24 protein-coding genes are annotated in these 21,313 nt (G+C 63.3%); 13 read left to right on the plus strand and 11 right to left on the minus strand.

Features of this window, described 5'->3' with window-relative positions:
* Positions 1-57: 57 nt before the first annotated feature.
* Both CMI59_RS06065 and CMI59_RS06070 read right to left on the minus strand, forming a co-directional pair.
* Entirely contained in the window at positions 58-354 is a 297-nt protein-coding gene (locus tag CMI59_RS06065; protein WP_293326086.1) for a hypothetical protein, read from the minus strand.
* Positions 355-500: 146 nt separating this feature from the next.
* A complete protein-coding gene (locus CMI59_RS06070; RefSeq protein WP_293326089.1) occupies positions 501-866 on the minus strand; it encodes a TIGR02301 family protein in 366 nt (121 codons plus the stop codon).
* A gap of 167 nt (positions 867-1,033) precedes the next feature.
* On the opposite strand from CMI59_RS06070, the gene CMI59_RS06075 reads away from it, so the two are divergent.
* Positions 1,034-2,212 carry a PQQ-dependent sugar dehydrogenase gene (locus CMI59_RS06075; protein ID WP_293326092.1) on the plus strand — a complete coding sequence of 393 codons (1,179 nt, stop codon included), beginning with the start codon at positions 1,034-1,036 and terminating at the stop codon, positions 2,210-2,212.
* A 133-nt stretch (positions 2,213-2,345) separates the two neighbouring features.
* Positions 2,346-2,693 (plus strand): LysR family transcriptional regulator, encoded by a 348-nt coding sequence (locus tag CMI59_RS06080; protein WP_293326095.1) that lies wholly within the window; start codon positions 2,346-2,348, stop codon positions 2,691-2,693.
* A gap of 49 nt (positions 2,694-2,742) precedes the next feature.
* On the opposite strand, the gene CMI59_RS06085 is transcribed toward CMI59_RS06080, so the two are convergent.
* From CMI59_RS06085 to CMI59_RS06095, 3 genes are all read right to left on the minus strand, one after another.
* Positions 2,743-3,525 (minus strand): SDR family oxidoreductase, encoded by a 783-nt coding sequence (locus CMI59_RS06085; RefSeq protein WP_293326098.1) that lies wholly within the window; start codon positions 3,523-3,525, stop codon positions 2,743-2,745.
* Between the two features lie 37 nt (positions 3,526-3,562).
* Positions 3,563-3,934, minus strand: coding sequence for a hypothetical protein (locus tag CMI59_RS06090; protein ID WP_293326101.1), 372 nt, complete (start codon positions 3,932-3,934; stop codon positions 3,563-3,565).
* Positions 3,935-4,081: 147 nt separating this feature from the next.
* Positions 4,082-4,570 (minus strand): Fur family transcriptional regulator, encoded by a 489-nt coding sequence (locus CMI59_RS06095; RefSeq protein ID WP_293326103.1) that lies wholly within the window; start codon positions 4,568-4,570, stop codon positions 4,082-4,084.
* Between the two features lie 89 nt (positions 4,571-4,659).
* On the opposite strand from CMI59_RS06095, the gene CMI59_RS06100 reads away from it, so the two are divergent.
* Complete coding sequence (locus CMI59_RS06100; RefSeq protein WP_293326106.1) at positions 4,660-5,400, plus strand: SOS response-associated peptidase; 741 nt, start codon at positions 4,660-4,662, stop codon at positions 5,398-5,400.
* 16 nt (positions 5,401-5,416) lie between these two features.
* On the opposite strand, the gene CMI59_RS06105 is transcribed toward CMI59_RS06100, so the two are convergent.
* A complete protein-coding gene (locus CMI59_RS06105) occupies positions 5,417-5,821 on the minus strand; it encodes a tautomerase family protein (RefSeq protein WP_293326108.1) in 405 nt (134 codons plus the stop codon).
* Between the two features lie 155 nt (positions 5,822-5,976).
* Between CMI59_RS06105 and CMI59_RS06110 the strand changes: the two genes are divergently transcribed.
* A complete protein-coding gene (locus CMI59_RS06110; protein WP_293326111.1) occupies positions 5,977-6,765 on the plus strand; it encodes a helix-turn-helix transcriptional regulator in 789 nt (262 codons plus the stop codon).
* Positions 6,766-6,768: 3 nt separating this feature from the next.
* Here CMI59_RS06110 and CMI59_RS06115 read toward each other — a convergent pair whose 3' ends face one another.
* Complete coding sequence (locus CMI59_RS06115; protein ID WP_293326113.1) at positions 6,769-7,233, minus strand: GNAT family acetyltransferase; 465 nt, start codon at positions 7,231-7,233, stop codon at positions 6,769-6,771.
* Positions 7,234-7,370: 137 nt separating this feature from the next.
* Between CMI59_RS06115 and CMI59_RS06120 the strand changes: the two genes are divergently transcribed.
* Entirely contained in the window at positions 7,371-8,717 is a 1,347-nt protein-coding gene (locus CMI59_RS06120; protein WP_293326117.1) for a hemolysin family protein, read from the plus strand.
* On the opposite strand, the gene CMI59_RS06125 is transcribed toward CMI59_RS06120, so the two are convergent.
* Together CMI59_RS06125 and CMI59_RS06130 are read right to left on the minus strand one after the other, a co-directional pair.
* Complete coding sequence (locus tag CMI59_RS06125) at positions 8,714-10,135, minus strand: FAD-binding oxidoreductase (protein WP_293326120.1); 1,422 nt, start codon at positions 10,133-10,135, stop codon at positions 8,714-8,716. The two genes, CMI59_RS06120 and CMI59_RS06125, sit on opposite strands and share 4 nt — an antisense overlap.
* A gap of 5 nt (positions 10,136-10,140) precedes the next feature.
* Positions 10,141-11,517 carry a serine hydrolase domain-containing protein gene (locus CMI59_RS06130; RefSeq protein WP_293326122.1) on the minus strand — a complete coding sequence of 459 codons (1,377 nt, stop codon included), beginning with the start codon at positions 11,515-11,517 and terminating at the stop codon, positions 10,141-10,143.
* Between the two features lie 159 nt (positions 11,518-11,676).
* On the opposite strand from CMI59_RS06130, the gene CMI59_RS06135 reads away from it, so the two are divergent.
* Complete coding sequence (locus tag CMI59_RS06135) at positions 11,677-12,513, plus strand: FkbM family methyltransferase (protein WP_293326125.1); 837 nt, start codon at positions 11,677-11,679, stop codon at positions 12,511-12,513.
* A 16-nt stretch (positions 12,514-12,529) separates the two neighbouring features.
* Positions 12,530-13,423: a VOC family protein gene (locus tag CMI59_RS06140; RefSeq protein WP_293326128.1), complete on the plus strand. Its 894-nt coding sequence runs from the start codon at positions 12,530-12,532 to the stop codon at positions 13,421-13,423.
* Here CMI59_RS06140 and CMI59_RS06145 read toward each other — a convergent pair whose 3' ends face one another.
* On the minus strand, positions 13,424-14,401 hold the full coding sequence (locus tag CMI59_RS06145; RefSeq protein ID WP_293326131.1) for an L-threonylcarbamoyladenylate synthase: 978 nt from the start codon (positions 14,399-14,401) through the stop codon (positions 13,424-13,426).
* Positions 14,398-15,213 (minus strand): SDR family oxidoreductase, encoded by an 816-nt coding sequence (locus CMI59_RS06150; RefSeq protein WP_293326133.1) that lies wholly within the window; start codon positions 15,211-15,213, stop codon positions 14,398-14,400. The genes CMI59_RS06145 and CMI59_RS06150 overlap by 4 nt, the downstream gene beginning before the upstream one ends.
* 173 nt (positions 15,214-15,386) lie before the next feature.
* On the opposite strand from CMI59_RS06150, the gene CMI59_RS06155 reads away from it, so the two are divergent.
* The 6 genes from CMI59_RS06155 to CMI59_RS06180 all read left to right on the plus strand — a co-directional run.
* Complete coding sequence (locus tag CMI59_RS06155; protein WP_293326136.1) at positions 15,387-17,198, plus strand: acyl-CoA dehydrogenase; 1,812 nt, start codon at positions 15,387-15,389, stop codon at positions 17,196-17,198.
* A gap of 77 nt (positions 17,199-17,275) precedes the next feature.
* Entirely contained in the window at positions 17,276-18,331 is a 1,056-nt protein-coding gene (locus CMI59_RS06160) for an MBL fold metallo-hydrolase (RefSeq protein WP_293326139.1), read from the plus strand.
* 2 nt (positions 18,332-18,333) lie between these two features.
* Positions 18,334-19,263: a histone deacetylase family protein gene (locus tag CMI59_RS06165; RefSeq protein ID WP_293326142.1), complete on the plus strand. Its 930-nt coding sequence runs from the start codon at positions 18,334-18,336 to the stop codon at positions 19,261-19,263.
* Between the two features lie 60 nt (positions 19,264-19,323).
* Positions 19,324-19,584, plus strand: coding sequence for an exodeoxyribonuclease VII small subunit (locus CMI59_RS06170; protein ID WP_293326144.1), 261 nt, complete (start codon positions 19,324-19,326; stop codon positions 19,582-19,584).
* 16 nt (positions 19,585-19,600) lie between these two features.
* Positions 19,601-20,509: a polyprenyl synthetase family protein gene (locus CMI59_RS06175; RefSeq protein WP_293326147.1), complete on the plus strand. Its 909-nt coding sequence runs from the start codon at positions 19,601-19,603 to the stop codon at positions 20,507-20,509.
* Positions 20,510-20,591: 82 nt separating this feature from the next.
* Positions 20,592-21,313, plus strand: a 722-nt coding sequence (locus CMI59_RS06180; RefSeq protein WP_293326150.1) for a 1-deoxy-D-xylulose-5-phosphate synthase N-terminal domain-containing protein, incomplete at its 3' end; no start/stop codon positions are given.

Consider the following 21,313-nt stretch of genomic DNA (forward strand, 5'->3'; position numbering starts at 1 on the left):
AACAAAAAAGGCCCGGCGCCGAGAGGCGGCCGGGCCTTGTTTTTTGTCGGAGGCCGCTCAGTTCACGACGCGGTTCAGCGTGAATTCGCCCGAGCGGATGCGGTCGGACAGCCCGTCCGTCATCTCGGCAACGGCTTCCTCGCCATAGGCTTCCACCATGTCGGAAAGCGCTGCGAAAATGGCCGTACTCGCCAGAATATCCGGCGATACGCCTTCGCCAAGCGTCTCGTCCCAGGCATCCAGAAGATTCTGGAGCGCCAGGCGGCGCTGCTCGCCCTCGGGCGGTTCGGCCATGTCGCCGGCTTCGTCTTCGTAAAATCTCACCAGGGGATCGCCTGGAAAATCATCGGCCATTCTGTCCTCATCCGCGCGAAAATCGCAGCGCGGTCTCTACGATAGGGGCCCACGGAGCAAATCAGGGGCCTTTGCTGCATTACTAGCATACTCCCGCGGCCAAGCGCGACCTTCGTGAAGATGCGGTTAATTTGTGACAACTCGGTCTATCGCCCGTAACCACGCCGGGCGAGGGCCTCGGCAAGGCGCTGGCCTTCGGAAACCAGACGATTGGCATCCCGCGCGGCGCTGCCGGTGCAGCGCGGATAGGCGTCGCGATAGCGGTAATAGAAGATGTTGAAATGGGAAATCAGGACCTGCCGCTCATCGCCGGAGGTGTGAACGGCATCGAGCATGCGGATCATCTGGTTGCGCCATTTCTGCCCCTCATGCGAGCCGCAAAGCGGGCGCAGATAGTGAACGGCGCCAAGCACTTCAGCGAGCCGCATCATCTCGCGCGGCACGGCATGGGCGGAAACCCGCGGCAGAACCGTCAGGCCCGCGGCCAGCAGAAGCACCCAAATCACACGCATAGACTTCTCCAGCCCGCCCTGGTCCAAGGCAACATGCCGGTCCAGTCTCCATCCCGAAATGACAGTTTAGGGGCAGAATTGAGGTATTTCCACGCCTGGAAATATGCTGACTTGCCATGCCCCCGCGGAACCCCAAATGGGAAGAGGGGCCAAATCTGGAGATTTTCATGCCGCGCCTGCTGACAGCCTTCGCCACGGCCATTCTGTGTCTGACCTTCGGGGCGGGACCGGTCATGGCGAGCGACAAGATCGACAAGACGGTCGAGACGGAAAAGGCGACGATCCATGTCGCAACTTTCGCCGATGAGCTGGATCATCCCTGGGGTCTCGCCTTCCTGCCGGACGGGCGCATGCTGCTGACCGAGCGCGTGGGCCGGTTGCGGATCGTCGACAAGGAGGGCGGGCTGTCCTATCCGGTGGCCGGGTTGCCCGACATCGACGTAAGGGGGCAGGGCGGCCTTCTCGACGTGGCGATCGACCCGGATTTCAAAAAGAACAAGTTCGTCTATCTGAGCTTTACCGAACCGGGCAAAAACGGGCAGAACGGCACGGCGGTGCTGCGCGGCAAGCTTGCCGAGGACATGAACGAGCCGCGCCTCACCGATGTGAAGGTTATTTTCCGGCAGCATCCAAAGGTCGACGGATCCGGGCATTTCGGCTCGCGGCTGGTCTTCGACCGGAAAGGCCATCTCTTCATCACCCTGGGCGAGCGTTATTTCGACAGTGTGCGAGGACAGGCGCAGGACCTCGATTCCGATCTCGGCAAGATCGTCCGTATCTGGCCGGATGGCAGTATCCCCAAGGACAATCCATACGCGGATGACGGCGGGCCGGAAGGCGATGCCCGGCCGGAAATCTGGTCCTATGGCCATCGCAATGTGCAGGGCGCGGCCATCGAACCGAAAACGGGCAAGCTCTGGGCCGACGAACACGGCCCGAAAGGCGGCGACGAGATCAATGTGATCGAGCCCGGCCGGAACTATGGCTGGCCGGTCGTTTCCTTCGGTGTGAATTATGACGGCTCGCCGGTCGGCACCGGCGAAGCCTATGCGCCGGGCATGACCGACCCGATCTATCACTGGACGCCCTCGATCGGCGTTTGCGGCATGGCCTTCTACACCTCCGACGCCATACCGGAATGGAAGGGCGATCTGTTCGTCGGCGGGCTCGCCAAGCCGCGCCTCGTTCGCCTTGAATATGAAGGCGAGAAGATCACCCATACGGAAAATTTGCTGACGGGGCTCCACGAGCGTATCCGCGCCGTGAAGCAGGGGCCGGATGGCGCGCTCTATGTGCTGACGGACAGTTCCAGCGGGCAGATCCTCAAAATCACCGGAGCGGATTGAGGTCTCGGTCATTGCGAGGAGGCCTTCGGCCGACGAAGCAATCCAGCTTGTGCCGCGCCGCTCTGGATTGCTTCGCTAGCGCTCGCAATGACAAACTCCCGGCAATCGGCTTTTCCCGATGAGGGCCGACACGATGGCAATGGAAATGCGGCTGACGCTGCGGCTCGACATGGGGGGCGAGCATGCGCTTGGCGTCGGCAAGGTCCGGCTGATGGAACTCATCGAGGAAAGCGGCTCGATCAGCAGGGCGGCGAAGGAAATGGGCATGTCCTATCGCCGGGCCTGGCTGCTGGTGAACGACCTCAACCAGCGCTTCGGTACGCCGCTGGTGGAAACGCAGCGCGGCGGCGGGGGAGGCGGTGGCGCCGCATTGAGCGAAACGGGCCGCGACGTCGTGACGCTCTATCGCCGCATGGAGAAGGCCTGTCTTGAAGCGAACGGCCAGGCGATGGAGGAATTGGCCGCATTGACGGCGCGATAAAAAAGGCCGGTCCAGAAGACCGGCCTTTGCATTTTGCGATATCGAAGGATCAGAAGATCGAATAGCCGCCGTCGATGATGAGCGTCTGACCGGACATGTAGGACGACGCTTCCGAGGCGAGATAGACGGCCATGCCGCCGAAATCTTCCGGCTCGCCCCAGCGGCGCGCGGGCACGCGGGGGATGACCTTTTCGCCAAAGGCGGGATTGTCCTGCGCGCCCTGCGTCATGTCGGTGGCGATCCAGCCCGGCAGAATGGCGTTGGCCCGCATGCCATAGCGGGCATGTTCCACCGCGATGGCCTTGATCATGGAGATGACGGCGCCCTTGGTGGCGGCATAGGCTTCGTTCTTGCCAGCGCCCTCGATGGCGGCAAGGCTTGCAATGCCGACGAGAGAGCCGCCCGCATCGCCGTCTTTCGCGCGTTCCACCATGTGGCGGCAGCTCTCGCGCAGCGTCCAGAACACGCCGTCGAGATTGACCGACAGCACCTTGCGGTAGACTTCCGTTTTCATCTCCACGAAGGAAGGCGCGCCATAGCCGATACCGGCATTGGCGAAGACGCTGTCGATACGGCCGAGTTCGGCCACGGTTGCATCGATGCCGTCGATGACCTGCTGCTCTTCGGAAACGTCGACCTGCCGCGAATAGACTTTCACGCCATAGGCCTTGAGCTTTTCTTCCGCTTCCTTGTTGCGGCTTTCATTCGTGCCCCAGATGGCGATATCCGCGCCGGATTGCGCCATGGCTTCCGCCATGCCCAGCCCGATGCCGCGATTGCCGCCGGTGACGAGCGCGACCTTTCCTGAAAGATCGAAAGGTGTGTAGGTCATGTTATCTCCCTGAAGGTTTGTTTTTTCTGGTTGGGATTCAGTTTTTCTTGTTGTCGTCTTTTGCGCCGTCGTCCGCCGGTTCTTCGTTCTCGCCGGCGCCGGGCCTTGCTTCCTTCAGTTCCGAACAAACGAAATAGGAAGCATAGGAAAGCGTTTCGCGGGCCGGGGGCACCTCGCAGGAATAGATCGACGCTTCTTTCTGGAGGATCAGCGCGCGGCCGAAGCCGGTCTTGACCTCATAGCCGTCTGCGGTGAGGTCGGCGAGGCTGCGATCGGTGACGACGAACGGGCCCGACCGTGTACCGGGGGCGTATTCCTCCGCGATCTCCGCCGACCGGGCAGGGGCGGATATGAGAGGTGCGAGCATGACAATGGCGAGGCTGAAAAGCATCGCGGTACGGCGGATCATGGTCTCTCCTCAGAAATTAAGCCGGTATATCGGCGGCGGGGCTGCCCGGACCCTCATGATGAGGGGCGATCTTAACGGATGAGCGCGTCCGTTCAATCCGAGATGGCCTTCGATACGGTGGGAGACGTCGATCCGCCCGGGGGGCGCCTAATGGGCGCATCGGGCGCAAAGACCCTTGATTTCCACCGTTTTGCGCTCGGCCTTGAAGCCCGCATGGGCCGCCGCTGCGTTAAGGGCGCGTTCGAGCTTCGGATCGACGATCTCTTCCGTCCCGCCGCATTGCCGGCAGATCAGGAACTGGCCGCTATGCGGCGCGCCGGCATCCGCGCAGCCGAGATAGGCATTGAGCGATTCGATCTTGTGGATCAGGCCCTCGGCCATCAGGAAGTCGAGCGCGCGATAGACCGTGGGCGGGCGGGCCGCTTTATGGGTCGCCGCCAGCGTATCCAGCACCTCATAGGCGCCGATGGGCTTGTGCGAGCGCCAGACGATCTGCAGCACCTGCTCGCGCAGGGGGGTGAGCTTGACGCCGCGCTCGGCGCAAATCTCCCGCGCGCGCGCCATGGCGTCCGCCACGCAGGCACGGTGGTTGTGCGACGTATGCGCCTTGGGCGCGGTTTCCGTTACCTCGGTCATATCCGCCTTTCCGGAAGGCTCTGATGCAACAATATAACATGAAGAGGCCGCCTGACGAAGCGGACCGGAATCGGCCTAGACTGCGCATCATGTGTGGACGATTTGCAATCACGACGCCTCCCAAGGCCATGAAGGAACTTTTCGGCTTTGGGGAGCAGCCCAATTTTCCGGCGCGCTACAACATCGCGCCGACCCAGCCTGTGCCGGTGGTCGCGATGGAGCGGGGCGAGCGGCATTTTCGGCTGATGCGCTGGGGGCTCATTCCGTCCTGGGCCAAGGAGGCGCCGAAATCCCTCCTTATCAATGCCCGCGCCGATACGATCGACGAAAAGCCGAGCTTTCGAGGGGCCTTCCGGCATGGAAGGTGCCTGATGCCAGCTGATGCCTTTTACGAGTGGAAAGCGAAAGGCGGCGGGCCGAAGCAGCCTTTTCTCATCCGCCGGCGCGACGGCGGCAGCTTTGCCATGGCGGCCATTGCCAGCAACTGGATGGGGGCCGATGGCAGCGAGGTCGACACCTGCGCCGTGGTGACGACGGACGCCAATGAAACGCTGATGCCGATCCATCACCGTATGCCGGTGATCCTCGATGAGCGGGATTGGGAAATGTGGCTGGACCCGGAGACGCAGGCGCGGGACGCGCAGAAACTGCTGCGCCCCGCGCCCGACGATCTCATGGAGGCGGTTCCCATCGGTACACGGATCAACCGCGTCGCGAATGACGATCCTTCATTGTGGGACCGTCACGAGGTTGGGGACGAGCCGCCGGTGCAGCCTGCGCCGAAGGCGAAGGAAAAGCCTGCAAACGCGAACCAGATGGATCTTTTCTGAGTTTTCCCGGTCCCGATCAGGCCGACATGCGGGAATCCGTGCCCGTGTCGGGATCGACCGTGCGGGCGTAAGCCCACCAGTTTTCCGGTGCGAGTTCCAGAATGGACATGCCAATATCCTCGCGCCTGATGCCCGGAGAGGCCACGAGATTGTCCGCCGTCGCTTCGAAGAGCCGCTGTTTCACCGCCGCGGGCCGGGCGTTGAAGGAAAACCGGATGAAGACCATTTTTTCGCTGCGCGGCACGCCGAAATAATTCGGATCGAAGATCATGTTTTCCGCATCGAGCTCGCCGGTGACCTGGAAATAATCGTCTTCCGGAGTTTTCAGCACATCCATCATGGCTTTGTGGATGCCGTCGGAAATCGCCTTGCGGTATTCGGGCGTCGTGCCCTTGCGCAGCCAGACATTGATGAGGGGCATGGGAAAATCCTTCCTGACTTCGAGTGGATGGACCGTGGCTCGTTTCGGTGGCCGTCTTTCGGTCCTGATGCTTCATCATGGCAGCGCTTTCCAAACGCATTCAGGCCTAGTATTATCCTAGGACTATGCAATCCCTCCCCGAGAAGGGCGATCCGATGCAAAAGGACGGGATGGAAAACCACAGCCGGAACGAACTGGGCAATTTCCTGCGCTCGCGCCGGGAAAGGCTGAGCCCGGAAATGCTGGGCCTGCCCGCGGGCCGCCGCCGCCGGACGGCGGGGCTGAGGCGGGAAGAAGTGGCGGAACTCGCAGGCATCAGCGTCGATTGGTACATCCGCCTCGAACAGGGCCGGACGGTGAGCCCCTCCGTCACCACGGTGGACGCGCTGGCGCGCGCACTGCGGCTCGGCGAGGACGAACACGCGCATTTGCGGGATCTGACCCGGAACGGGGGACAGCCGGCATTCGCGCCCGAAAAACTGCCGCTGACGGTCAGGCGTGCCGTGGAGGGATTGAACAAGCCGGCCTATGTCACCGGGCGGCGTTGGGATGTGCTGGCCTGGAACGAGGCGGCGGACGAGCTGTTCGCCTTTTCGGGCCATGCGCCTCAGGATCGGAACATCCTGATCGGTATGCTGACCAACCCCGAGACGCGCCGCCTCTTCGGCAAGAGCTGGGAGGGGGAAGCCAAACGCATGGTGGCGGAATTCCGCGCCACGCATGATCTGTGGGCGGGCGATCCGGCCTTTGTCGATTTGCTGGCCCGGCTGAGAGAGGGGAGCCCCGAATTCGTGCAATGGTGGGAGGCGCATGACATCCGCCATGGTGCGGCGGGGCGCAAGGTGCTGCGCCACCCGGAAAAGGGCGTATTGAGTTTCGAATATGCGAGCTTTCAGGCCAATGACGACCCGGCGCTGAAACTCGTCATCTATACGCCGGTTTGAGCCTCAGTCCTTGAGGCGTCGCGACATGACGATGCGTTCTTCGACCTCATAGCCGAGCATCTCGTAAAAAGCCCGCACCCCCTCATTGTCGGGCCGGATCATGAGGTTCAATTTCCAGACGCCCTGCGCGCTCAGCCAGTCTTCCGCCGCCTGCATGATGCGGGTGCCGAGACCCAGATGGCGGAACGCGGGATCGGCCGAGACGTAATAGACCGCGCCCCGGTGTCCGTCATGGCCCACCATGACGCTGGCGCCGAGCCGGTCCTCGCGTTCCAGGACGAGAATGGTCGAGGCAGGGCCGGCCAGGGCAAAGCCAATGTCCTGATGTGAATCGTTGAATGGACGGGTGAGGCCCGCCGCCTGCCATAGAACGTCGAGGGCGGCGGCGTCGCGGATGGTCGCGTCGCGGAGGGTAAAGTCCTCCGCACTGGACGTTTCGGGGGCGGTTTCGGGCCGTTTTTCGGTCATTCGCTTTCTCCGTAAGGCGATCCGGGAAAGCGCGTGAAGCTAACATGAAAGTCCGGTCCGGCCGTATGGATTTAGCGCAGTCGCGCCCAAGGCTGTCCTACCCTATAATTAGGCGACCATGCGCCGCCGGGGTCCCCATGCTGTCTGACGTCATCATCCTTCTCGTTCTGATCCTGCTGAACGGGTTTTTCTCCATGTCGGAAATGGCGGTGGTTTCATCCAGCCGCCAGCGCCTGCTCGCGTTGAAAAGCGCCCGCAAGCGCGATGGCGGCGTGACGGGTGGCGTGGAAACGGCGCTCAAGCTGCAGCGCGAATCCGGCCGTTTCCTCTCCGTCGTCCAGATCGGCATTACGCTGGTCGGCGTCTTTACCGGCGCCTTCGGTGGCGCGACTTTGGCGACCCCTGTTGCGGAGGTGCTGAAACCGCTGCCTTATGTCGGCGCTTATGCCGGACCGGTTGCGTTCGGCCTCGTCGTCATCATCATCACCTATCTTTCGCTCATTCTGGGCGAGCTGGTTCCCAAGCGCATCGCGCTGTCGAACCCGGAAGGCATCGCCTCGGCGATCGCCCGCCCGATGAAGGGTCTGTCGAGTGCGCTGCGCCCGGCGGTGACGTTCCTTTCCTGGTCCACCGAAGCGGTGGTCCGGCTTTACGGAATCACCGGCCAGCAAGTGCCGAAGGTGACGGAAGACGAGATCAAACATCTGGTGGAAGAGGGCGCGGCGACCGGTGCCATCGAGGGGGTGGAGCGCGATATCGTGCATCGCGTCTTCCGCATGGGTGACATGCATGTCAGCGAAATCATGACGCCGCGCGTGCAGCTCGTCTGGCTCGATACGACCGCGCCGGTGGAGAGCAATCTGGAAGCCATCAGGCGCTATCAGAGCATGCGCTACCCGGTGCGGCGCGGCGCTGGCGGCCCGCCCGTCGGCATGATCCGCGTGGAAGACCTCTTCCATGTGGAAACGCCGAAGTCGAACGACGTCCTGTTCCAGAAAATGTCGCCGCCGCTCTATATCCCGCGTACGGCGTCCGCGCTGAAGGCGCTCTCCGTGCTGCAATCGAACCAGATGTTCATGGGGTTCATCATCGACGAATATGGCGACGTGGTCGGCACGCTGACCATGAGCGAAGTATTCTTCGCGATGATCGGCGACATCTCCGAACATGCCGATGCGGCGAATGACGCGGTCGTGCAGCGCGACGACGGCTCCTACATCATCGACGGCGTGGTGTCGGTGGACGAAGTGCGCCGCCTGCTGGGCCTTACCAGGCTGCCGGGCGACGACAGCCCGGAAGTGAACACGCTGGCCGGCGTCTTTTATAACTGGTTCGGGCGGCTGCCGCGCGAGGGCGAATATTTCGGCTGGAACGGCTATCGCTTCGAAGTGGTGGATATGGACGGGCCACGCATCGACAAGGTGTTGATCGTCGCCGCGCAAAACCTGCCCATCGGCAGCGCGATGAAGCGCGGCGCGGATTAGTCAGCCGACACCACCTTGCCCGGATTGAGAATGCCCGCCGGGTCGAAGGCGCGTTTCAGCGTGCGCATCATTTCGATTTCCACGGGATCCTTGGTGGCGGCGATTTCGTCGCGCTTCATGCGGCCGACGCCATGCTCGGCGCTGATCGAGCCGCCCATCTCGCGCACGATGTCGTGGACGATACCTGCCATGCGGTCCCACTGGGCAAGATAGGCGTTCTTGTCCATGCCGTCGGGCTGGCTGAGATTGAAATGCACATTGCCGTCGCCGATATGGCCGAAGGGAACGGGGCGGATGCCCGGCATTTCCTTTTGCACGGCCTCGCTCGCTTTTTCGATGAAGGCGGCCATGGATGAGACGGGCACGGACACGTCATGCTTTATGGAACCGCCTTCGCGTTTCTGAATTTCGGAAAGGCTTTCGCGCAAGGTCCAGAGGGCGGTGCGCTGCGTGTCGGACTGCGCAAGGGCCGCATCGGTGACGAGGCCCTTTTCCATGCCTGCCGCGAGCGTGGCCTCCATGGTTTCCGCTAGCCCCGCATCCTTGCGGCCCGCCGTCATCTCGATCAGCACATACCAGGGCGACGGCTTTTCGAGGGGGTCTTCTGCGCCATCGAGATGCTTCGTCACGAACTCGACGCCGATGCGGGGCACAAGCTCGAAGGTCGAGACCATGCCGCCGGACTCCCTTTCCGCGACACGCAGCAATGAAACGGCGGCCTCCACACTCGGCACGGCGGCAAAGGCGGTCTCCACGGCACGGGGGCGCGGAAAAAGTTTCAGCACGGCGGCGGTGATGATCCCCAGCGTGCCTTCCGAGCCGATGAAAAGCTGTTTGAGGTCGTAGCCCGTATTGTCTTTCCGGAGGCCCTTGAGCCCGTGCCAGATGCGCCCGTCGGCGAGAACGACTTCGAGACCGAGTACGAGGTCGCGCGCATTGCCATAGCGAAGCACCGCCGTACCGCCCGCATTGGTGGAAAGATTGCCGCCGATCTGGCAGGAGCCTTCGGACGCCAGGCTCAGCGGAAAGAGCCGGTCGGCCTCCGCCGCCGCTTCCTGCGCGTCGAGAAGCGTGACGCCCGCTTCCACGGTGAGCGTGTTGTTGTCGGTGTCGATGGCGCGTACCGCCTTCATGCGCGACAGCGAGAGGATAAGTTCCTCGCCCGCCTCGAACGGCAATTGCCCGCCGACGAGCCCGGTATTGCCGCCCTGCGGCACGATGGGCGTCTTCGTTTCCTGCGCGAGCTTCATGATCGCGGCGGCTTCATCCACATTCGCCGGGCTCAGTATGGCGCTGGTCTTGCCCTTGTAGAGCCCGCGCTGTTCGACAAGATGCGGGGCAAGCGTCTCCGGATCGTCGGAGAAGCCTTTCGGGCCGACGATGTCGCGGAAGCGCTGCAATATCTCTTGGGAAGGCATGAAGTCTATTCGTCCAGTCTGGGATGCGCGCGGACGCCATGATGCAGATAACGCGCGCGGCCGAAACGGTCTTCTTCCAGAAAATGATAGGTCACAGGGCGCGTATAGCCAGGCGGCACGCCGACGAAAAGCCCTGGCGCGGCGGGGTGAAGCTCCACATCATAGATACCCTGAAGCGCGGCGAATTCCGCGCTGGGGGCATGATGCGCGATGAGCCTGCCGTCCTTTTGCGAAATATCGATGGTGCCGCTCGCCTTGCCATAGCGCCCGAGAAGCGGGTCCGCCGCATAGTCGAGCGAGGGATCGGCCAGCGGCATGTGCGGCGGGGCGATATGGCCGAGCGCCGGGAAATATTCCGCCATCAGCTTGTCGGCCATGCCCTTGCCATTGCCGCCATTGGTCAGCAGCACGAAGGCTGCACCGCTTTCAGGGTGATAACGCAACCAGGCGGCCTGCCCGATGGTGGAGCCGTCATGGCCGAAGGTCTCGTAGGTGCCGTCGCCGTCCCAGTCCCACATGAAACTCGCAAGGCCGATGGCGTCGATATTCATGCCCGCCGGGCAGGCGGCGGTGAAGCCGTGCATGGCGGCGACGCTTTCCGGCAGGAGAATTTGTGTGCCGTCCGGCGCCCGGCCCTTGTTCATCATCATGCGGGCGAAGGCGAGCACGTCCCGCGCCCGCGCCATGGGCATGGAGCCGGCAGGCGCGTTGGACTGGGCGAGATAGGCAATCGGCGTGACGATGAGCGAGCCGGGCACGCCCAGATGGCCGATGGCAGTCTGATGGCGCATGGCCTGTTCGGGCAGGGTGGAGAAGGACGGCGTGCCGAGGGGTTTTGCCAGCCGCGTGCGGATCGCCTTGTCCCAGCCCATGCCGCTTGCGGCTTCCACCATCCGGCCCGCCACGACGAAACCTGCATTGCAGTAGGAGAACATATGGCCGAGCGGATGGACCTGACGCACGTCTTTCAGCAGGCCAACATATTTCGCGATCCGGTCTTCGCCGCGTCCCGCATCCTTGAAGAAATCGCCGTCGAGCCCGCTCGTATGGTTGAGAAGATGGCGCAGCGTGACGCGCGCCGCGGTGTCCTCGTCCCCAAGCGCGAAGTCCGGGAGCGTCTCGCGCACCGGCGCGTCGAGCTTCAGCTTGCCTTCCTCCACGAGCTGCAGGCAAAGCGCGGCGGTATAGAGCTTGGTGATGGAGCCGATCTGGAAAAGCGTGTCCGGCGTCACCGGCACTTTCGTCTCGATATTGCAGACGCCCGCGCTCGCCTCCGCAAAGCCCGCTCCATCCCAGAGGAGCAGCGTTGCGCCGGGCACGCCGAAATCCTCGATGGCGGTGGTGAGCGTTTCCTGGAGGCGGGTCTGGTCGGGAAGGGGCATGACGGCTCTGTCGATGATGATGGGCTTAGCCTAGTCGGTATAGCTGCTGGCAAACAACTGGTCGATTTCCCGTATATCGGATAGACCTTGAGACAAGACGCTCAAAAATCCGGGGGGGCCGTGTTCCAGTCGATAGCCAATATGTTTCCGACTCAGAAAATGGCGGAGTCGAAGATTCTCTCGGCGCTTTGGCGCATTCTTTTCTATCTATTCAAACCCTCTGCCTCCTTCGTGATGCGGTTGCCCTATTATCGGGCGCTTGTCTTTCCGAAAAAGGGCACGCTGACACGCGTTCTGATCCGTCGGGGATGCTGGGAAAAGGAATTGACGGAGCGGTTTGCCAGTTTCGTGAAGCCGGGCGGATTTGTCGTCGATGCAGGCGCGAATTTCGGAAATTACGCGCTCACCGCTTCCGGCCTGATGAAGGGCGAGGGGCTTGTCCTTGCCTTCGAGCCGCATCCGGTGACGTTTGGTCTGCTCAGGCAGAATATTGCGTTGCAAGACAAACCTGTCATTACCGCGGAGCAGGCGGCGCTCGGCGATGAACCCGGCGAGCTGGAACTGGTGACGGACGAAGACAATCCGGGTGGCCACAGTTTCAACCCGGGCCAGGTCTGGCGCGCGGGCGTCAGCGAAAAAGTGCGTGTCGTCGCGCTCGACGACTATCTGGCGGAGCATGGCATTACGCAGCGCCTCGACCTGCTCAAATCCGACACGGAGGGATTCGATTTCAAGGTGCTGAAGGGCGCCCGCAAGACGATCGAGCGCGACAGACCGACCGTCTTCTGCGAGGTATCGCCCGATGGATTGCGCGAAGCGGGAGACAATTACGAAGAGCTTCTCACCTTCTTCGAAGACCTCGGATACCGCGCGAGCATGCAGGATAAAGGGTCCCGCCGGATCGTGGACATGTCTTTCCGCGACTTGTCCGCACTGCTGGCAGATCTGAAGGACGATTTCCGCGATGTGATTTTTGTCCATCCCGGAAACAGATAAGGACGCGAGGAAGAAGATGCCCCATCCAAGCGATGCGGACCGCGAAGTCGCGGCCATCGATCACATCATCCTCGCCGTATCCGATCTTGCCGAGGCCGAGACGGTCTATTCCGGCATTTTCGGGCGCACACCTTCATGGCGGGGCGGGCATCCGGGCGGCGGTACTTCCAACGTGCTCTACCGGCTGGAGAACACCTATGTGGAATTGCTGGCCGCGACCGGCGAGGGGCCGAATGCGACGGCGGTGAGCACCTTCATCGAGGAAAAGGGCGAGGGCGTTTTCGGTATCGCGCTTCAGGTGACAAATGCCGAGAGTGCACGTGAAGCCTTCGCCGTGCGGGGGCTGCCCGTGGGCAAGGTCGCGACCGCAGAAGGCGTCGACGAGATGACCGGCGCGAAACGGGAATGGAAGAGCTTCTTCATCGACAGGCAAGCGACGCGCGGGCTGACGGTTTTCGCCATCGAACATCTGAGCCCGGCGGATGCGCTGCCCATGGCGCCGCTCGGCGCGGGCGTCCGCGAAGACGAGGCCGTGCAGGCCGCCGACCATGTGGTGGTCATGACACCCGATGCGGAGGCGGTGAAGACGCTCTTTGAAGAGAGAGTGAATATCCGCCTCGCGCTCGATCATTCGAAACCGGAATGGGGCGTGCGCCAGCTTTTCTTCCGCACAGGCGGCATGACGCTGGAAGTGGTGCAGCCGCTGGACGAAACGCGCGCGCCCAAGAAAGACCATTTCTGGGGCCTTGCCTGGAAGGCGCATCACATCAATGCCGTGCAGGCGAGGCTCGCCGCGCAAGGCTATGACATGTCCGATGTGAAGACGGGCCGGAAGAAGGGCAGCTTCGTCGCGACCATCCGCAAGCCGACCTGCAATGTGCCGACGATCCTGATCGGCGAGGCGGGCTGATCAGCCTCGGTCCGCCGCGGCGCGGGACAGGCGATCGTTGATCGCTTCGCCCAAACCATCGTGCGGCACGGGCATCACGGCGAGGCGGCGGCCAGTGGCCTGTTCATCCAACGCGCGGAGCATGGCGAAAAGATTGGCCGCGGCCTCGGTGAGATCGCCCTTCACGGAGAGATTGAGCGAGGCGCCGAGCGACGGCGCATCCGGGCCGAAGCCGAGCAATATCTCGTCATTCTCTTTCTCGCGCACATTGAGCCGGATCGGCGCGTTGGGCGCATAGTGGCTGGCGAGCTGGCCGGGGGAAGAACGTCCCGCCTCGTCCGATTGCGGCGCGGCCTCGGCAAGCGGTGCGCCCAGCACTTTCTCGATGTCGTCCCGCGCGATCGCGCCGGGGCGGAGCAGCGTGGGCGTGCCGCCTTCGGGGAAACCGATCACGGTGGACTCAAGCCCCATCTCGCAAGCGCCGCCATCGAGCACCATGGCCAGCAGCGGCGAATGGCCGAGCGATTCTACGACATGCTCGGCTCGGGTGGGGCTCACCTTGCCCGATGCATTGGCCGACGGCGCGGCGAGCGGACGGCCCGTGGCCTCAATGAGGCGTTGAGCGATCGAATGCGCGGGCACGCGGATCGCCACCGTATCGAGCCCGGCGCTGACGAGAAGCGAAAGCGGTGTGTCGGCGCGGCGCGGCAGGACGAGCGTCAGCCCGCCCGGCCAGAAGGCGGCGGCGAGCTTTTCGGCCTCGGGCGTGAAGGTCACATGCTGCCCGGCTTCCTCCTTACCCGATACATGCACGATGAGCGGGTTGAAGCGCGGGCGGCCCTTGGCCTCGAAGATGCGCGCGACCGCCTCGTCATTGGTCGCGTCCGCGCCGAGCCCGTAAACGGTCTCGGTCGGGAAGGCGACGAGCCGCCCTTCGCGCAAGGCCCGGGCGGCCTCGGCGATGGTTTCGTCGTTCGCTGTTACGCAGGGGACGGTCATGCGGTCGGCTTCTGTCCCGATTGCCGCCCGATCAGCCAGTAGAGAAGATGGTCGGGGGTAATGTCGACGAACCAGGTAATCAGGCGATAGACGAAACCGTTGATATAGACGGGATCGTTTTCCATCACCGCGCGAAAACCCTCCCGCGCGACGCGGTTCGTATCGAGCCAGAGGAATTTCGGCAGCCGGTTCATTTCCTCGCGATTGCCCATCACATCGTGGAATTCCGACCAGGTGAAGCCGGGGCAGAGCGCGGTCACATGGACGCCCGTCCCCAGATATTCGAAATGGAGCGCCTCGGACAGTTTGATGACGAAAGCCTTGCTGGCCGAATAGAGCGTCCCGCCCGCGGATGCCGGCAGGTGACCCGCGACCGAAGCTATATTGAGGATGCGGCCATAGCCTCGCGCCTTCATGCAGGGGCCGAAGAGATGGCAAAGCTCGGCGACGGCGGTGACCATGACCTGAATGAGGGCGGCCTGGTCCTCCCACTTGGTATCGCGGAAAAAGCCGGGAATGCCATAGCCCGCATTGTTGACCAGTGCGTCGACCCGAAGCCCGCGCGATGTCACCTCGTCGAAGATTGCGCGCGGCGCTGCGGGGTCTCCGAGATCGGCGACGATGATGTGGCAGTCGGTCTTCATGTCGCGCGCCAGCTCTTCGGCCAGCGCCTCCAGCTTCTCGCGGCGGCGGGCGACCAGAATAAGGTCGAAGCCATGCTCGGCGAAGACCCGGGCAAGCTCCGCCCCGATACCCGCCGAGGCCCCTGTGATGAGGGCGCGCTTTCCCTTGCCTTCATAACTGATCGACATATCTGACCTCATCGAAGCGCGATTTTGTCATGCTTTCGCATGCACGGCCGAAACGGGCAGGCTGCGGCATGACGAAGGGTTACAATCCGGCCCGACAATACGTAAAACTGGCGGGGATCGCTATGCGGCCTTTCCCGTTTTGTCTTTCTACCGTGATTTCAGGAGCCTCTCCCATGACCTATCGTGCGCCCGTTCGTGACATGGCCTTCATTCTGAACGATGTGGCGGGCCTGTCGGAGCTTGCCGGCAAGGGAGATTTTGCCGAACTGAGCCCCGACCTCGTGGAGGCGGTGCTGGAAGAGGGCGCCAAGCTCGCCGGCGACGTGCTGGCGCCGCTCAATCGCTCCGGCGACGAGGAGGGGGCGCGGCTCGAAAAGGGCGAGGGCGTGAAGACGCCGAAGGGATTTGCCGAGGCTTACAAGAAATGGGTCGAAGGCGGCTGGGGTAGCCTTGCCGCGACGCCGGATTATGGCGGGCAGGGCCTGCCGGGTGCGCTGGCGGTTGCCATGCAGGAGATGTGGAACGCCTCCAACCTCTCCTTTGGCCTCTGCCCCATCCTGTCGCAAGGCGCCATCGAAGCGCTGACGGCGCATGGCGCGTCGGAGCTGCGCGAGAAATATCTGCCCCATCTCATCTCCGGCCAGTGGACCGGCACGATGAACCTGACCGAGCCGCAGGCCGGGTCCGACCTCAATGCGCTGAAGGCCAAGGCCGTGCCGCAGGAGGATGGCAGCTATCTCGTCACCGGCACCAAGATCTTCATCACCTATGGCGATCACGACATGGCGGAGAACATCGTCCATCTCGTGCTTGCCCGCCTGCCGGACGCGCCCGCGGGCACGAAAGGCATCTCGCTCTTCCTCGTGCCGAAATTCCTGGTGAAGGAAGACGGTTCGCTGGGCGAGCGCAATGACGCCTATTGCATCGGCCTTGAAGAAAAGCTCGGCATTCACGGGTCGCCGACCTGCGTCATGTCCTTTGGCGAAAACGGCGGCGCACGGGGCTGGCTGATCGGCGAGGAAAACAAGGGCCTCGCCTGCATGTTCACCATGATGAACAATGCGCGGCTTCTGGTCGGTACGCAGGGCGTGGCGATTGCCGAGGCCGCCTATCAGCACGCGCTTGCCTATGCGCAGGACCGTAAGCAGGGCCGCCCGCCCAAAGGCGTGCCGGGCGCGGAGAATGTTCCGGCGGACGAAATGGCGCCCATCATCATGCTGCCCGATGTGCGCCGTATGCTGATGAGCATGAAGAGCCTGACGGAAGCCTGCCGCTCGATCTGCTATGCGACCGGCGTGGCCCTCGATCATGCGCATCATGGCGGGAGCGACGAGGAAAAGGCGAAGGGCCGCGCGCGCGCCGATCTGCTGACGCCGATCGCCAAGGCATTTTCCACCGACGCGGCGGTCGAGGTCGCCTCCACCGGCATCCAGATCCATGGCGGCATGGGCTTCGTGGAAGAAACCGGCGCGGCGCAGTTCTATCGCGATGCGCGTATCCTGCCGATCTATGAAGGCACCAACGGCATTCAGGCCATTGATCTTGTCGGGCGCAAGCTGCCGCTCGGCAATGGCGAGGTGGTGAAGGACTTCATCGCCGAAATGCGCGAGACGGCGGAAGAGGCCCGCAAATCCAATCGCCCGGACCTCTCCGGAATGGGTGAGGGACTGGAAGAGGGGATTGCGGTGCTGGAAGAGGCGACCGCCTATATCATGGAGAAGCTCAAGGCCGCGCCGGCCGATGCGATGGCGGGCGCGACGCCCTATCTGCGTCTCTTCGGTCTGGTTGCGGGCGGTCATTTCCTGACGCGCGGGGCGCTGAAGGCCTCGGCGCTGCCGGAAGACGACAGCTTTGCGAAGTCGCGGCTTGCGACCGGCGCATTCTATGCCGGCAGCATCCTGTCCGGCGCAGCGGGACTCAAAGGCGCCGTCATGGGCGGGGCCGCGCCGCTCTATACGCTCGACGCGGATGCGCTGGCTGGATAAGCGGGAAAAGCCCCGCCTGACGCAGCGTCCGGAAACGGCGATTTGACGATCTGTCAGCCCGCGCCTATCAGTGTGGGATGAGCAAATCCGTAAAAATGCCGCGCGAAAAGGGCGGCCTCACCTTCCCGCAGGATGCGCTGCCGCAGCCCGCGGAACTTGTCGATGTGGCCCCCGGCATCAAATGGGCGCGCATGCCGTTGCCCTTCGCCCTCGACCATATCAATTTGTGGCTACTTGAGGACGAGGACGGCTGGACTGTCGTCGATACGGGTGTTTCCGCCGACGATGTGAAGGCGCTTTGGCGGCAGATTTTTGCCGACGAGCTGGACGGAAAGCCGGTTACCGGCCTCATCGTGACGCATCTGCACCCCGACCATGTGGGGCTGGCGGGGTGGTTCACCCGCAAATGGAACATCACGCTGCAGATGTCCCGCACGGACTTTCTGCAATGCCGCAACCTAGTGCTCGACACGGGCCGCGATGCGCCGAAAGAGGCGCTGGATTTTTACCGCGCGGCGGGTTTTTCCCAGCGCGGGATCGACAGCTACGCCAAGCGCTTCGGCAATTTCGGCGAACGCGTGTCGCGCCTGCCGGATGTCTTTGCGCGGCTGAAGGAAGGCGACGAGCTGAAAATCGGCAAGCGGACATGGCGTGTCGTGATCGGTTCCGGTCATGCGCCGGAACATGTCTGCCTTTACAGCGAAGCCGACAAGATCCTGATCTCGGGCGACCAGGTGTTGCCCCGTATTTCCTCCATCGTCAGCGTTCATCCGACGGAAGCCTTCGAGAACCCGCTGGAGGAGTGGATCGCAAGCTGCAAGCGCATTCGAGACGAACTGCCGGAAGACACGCTCGTGCTGCCCGCGCATAATGAGCCCTTCTACGGATTGCACACCCGTATGACGCAGCTCATAGACGAGCATGAGGAAAACCTCGTAAAGCTTCATGAGATGCTCGACGAACCGCGCCGCTCGATCGACGTTTTCCCCGCGCTCTTCAAGCGCAAGATCACGTCGGACGTGTTCTTCATGGCGACGGGTGAGTCACTGGCCCATCTGCGCTGCCTGATCGGCAGGGGACTGGCGACCGTCGAGCGCGACGAAAACGGCGTGGACTGGTATCGGCAAAGCTGAAGATGGATACACTTCTCGTTTCCCACAGGGCCTGTCTGGAGCATGCGACCCCCGACGGGCATCCCGAATGCGTGGACAGGCTGCGTGCCGTGTTGGGCGCGCTGGAAGCCGAGGAGTTCATGATGTTGCAGCGGGTGGAAGCGCCGCGCGCCACCCATGAACAGATTGCCCGCGTGCATACGCCGGAACTCATCGAGATCGTGGAGGGCGGCATACCGGCGGAAGGCTATCGGCGGGTCGATGCCGACACCTTCCTGTCGCCGGGGTCCTATGAGGCGGCCTTGCGCGCCGCCGGGGCGGTCGTCTATGCGGTCGATGAGGTGATGGCGAAACGGGCGCGAAATGCTTTCTGCGCCGTGCGCCCGCCCGGGCATCACGCCGAGCCGGGCACCTCCATGGGCTTTTGCCTGTTCAACAACATTGCCATCGGCGCCATGCACGCCCGCGCGGTCCACGGGATCGAGCGGGTGGCGGTGATCGATTTCGACGTCCATCACGGCAATGGCACACAGGCCGCCTTCGAGACCGACCCGTCGCTCTTCTATGCCTCGACGCACCAATGGCCGCTCTATCCCGGCACGGGCCGGGCAAGCGAGCGGGGGCTCGGCAACGTCCTCAACGCCTGCCAGCCGCCGGGCACCGGCTCCAGCGCCTTCCGGGAGAGTTTCGTGGAAGAGGTCATGCCGGCGCTTCGTTCGTTCCAGCCCGGTTTCATCATGATTTCGGCCGGATTCGATGCCCATGCGGCCGATCCGCTGGCGAATATGAACCTCACCGAGGATGATTTCGCCTTCGCGACCGCCGAGCTGGTTCGCTGCGCCGACGATCTCTGCGAGGGCCGAATTGTGTCGGCTCTTGAGGGGGGGTATGACTTGGGGGCACTGGCATCTTCGGCGCGGGCCCATGTGCGCGCGCTGATGCTGACCATGTAAGGCGCGGGTCGCGCCTGAGACAACAAAGCACCGATACCGCCCGACAGAAGGACCGAACCTATGGCCGCTGCGAAATCCGACGTTCAGAAAGAGATCGAAAAACTGAGCTTCGAGGAAGCGCTGGCGCAGTTGGAGAAGATCGTCGCGAGCCTCGAATCGGGCGATGTGGAACTTGAAAGGTCCATCGACCTCTATGAGCGCGGCAATGCGCTGAAGGCTCATTGCGAGGCGCGGCTGAAGGCGGCCGAGGCCAAGGTGGAAAAGATCCGCCTCTCCGAAAACGGAGATCCGGCGGGCACCGAACCGCTGGATGTCGAGTAGGAAGGCATTATCCCCTATGGCAGACCACCCCCGTGAGGTTCGGACCATCGACAGTGCCATGGAGGGGTGCGCGCTGGAGGTTGCCGACGCGCTGGACCGCCTGGTCCCCGCGCCGGAAGGCCCCGAGGCCCGCGTCTTTGAGGCGATGCGCTATGCGCTGACGGCAGGCGGCAAGCGCTTCCGCCCCTTCCTGGTGAAGGAGAGCGCGAAACTCTTCGATGTGCATGAGGAAGCAGCGTTGCGCACCGGCGTAGCGGTGGAATGCATCCATACCTATTCGCTGGTCCATGACGATCTGCCCTGTATGGACGATGACGATCTGCGCCGGGGCAAGCCGACCGTCCACAAGGCCTTCGACGAAGCGACGGCGGTGCTGGCGGGCGATGCGCTGCAATCGCTTGCTTTCGAGCTGATCGCCGACGAAGCGACGCATGAGGATGCAAGGGTGCGTTGCGAGCTGACCCGGCGTCTCGCCCGGGCGATTGGCGGCCACGGCATGGTGGGCGGCCAGATGATCGATCTGGGCAGCGAAGGCCAGCCGCTGGAGATGAACGCCATTACGCGGCTCCAGCAGCTGAAGACGGGCGCGCTGATCGCCTTTTCCTGCGAAGCGGGTGGCGTGCTGGGGCATGCCTCGGCTGCCGCGCTGCATGCACTTCACGCCTACGCACACGATATGGGGCTGGCGTTCCAGATTGCCGACGATCTCCTCGATGTGGAGGGGAGTTCGGCCGATCTCGGCAAGACGCCGGGCAAGGACGAAGCGGCGGGAAAGGCCACTTTCGTCTCCATTATGGGCCTCGAAAGGGCCCGGGCCCAGGCCGGCATGCTGGCCGAACAGGCGGTCCGCCACCTTGATTTGTTCGACCAAAAAGCCGACCTTTTGCGGGAGGCGGCCGTTTTCGTTATAAACCGCCGCAACTAGGCCGCTGCCGTAAGCTGGCGCGCCGTTTTCCGCCGGATTTCATCGCTTTTCGGTCCGGCCGGCACATTTGCCGAGGTTTGTATTGAGCACTAAGCCTGACACCCCCTTACTCGACCGGGTGAAAACGCCCGCCGATCTGCGCCAATTCGACGAATCCGACCTGCGTCAGCTCGCCGACGAGCTGCGGGCGGAGACGATCGACGCCGTGTCGCAGACAGGCGGCCATCTGGGCGCGGGGCTCGGCGTGGTGGAGCTGACCGTGGCTCTTCACTATGTGTTCAACACGCCCGACGACCGGCTGATCTGGGATGTCGGCCATCAGTGCTATCCGCACAAGATCCTGACCGGACGGCGCGACCGTATCCGGACGCTCCGCCAGGGCGGCGGGCTCTCCGGCTTCACCAAGCGTTCGGAAAGCGAATACGACCCCTTCGGCGCGGCGCATAGCTCCACCTCCATTTCCGCCGGTCTCGGCATGGCGGTGGCGCGCGACCTGTCCGGCGGCAAGAACAATGTGATTGCGGTGATCGGCGACGGCGCGATGAGCGCGGGCATGGCCTATGAGGCGATGAACAATGCCGGCTCCATGGACAGCCGCCTTATCATCATCCTGAACGACAACGACATGTCCATCGCACCGCCCGTGGGCGCGATGAGCGCCTATCTGGCGCGGCTCTTGTCGGGCGGTACCTATCGTTCGGTGCGCCATATCGCCAAGGAGCTGGCGCGCCTGCTGCCCCGGAGCTTCGAGGAGCGCGCGCGCCGCGCCGAGGAATTCGCCCGCGGCATGGCGACCGGCGGCAC

It is taken from the genome of Parvibaculum sp. (assembly GCF_002684405.1).
GTDB lineage: Bacteria > Pseudomonadota > Alphaproteobacteria > Parvibaculales > Parvibaculaceae > Parvibaculum.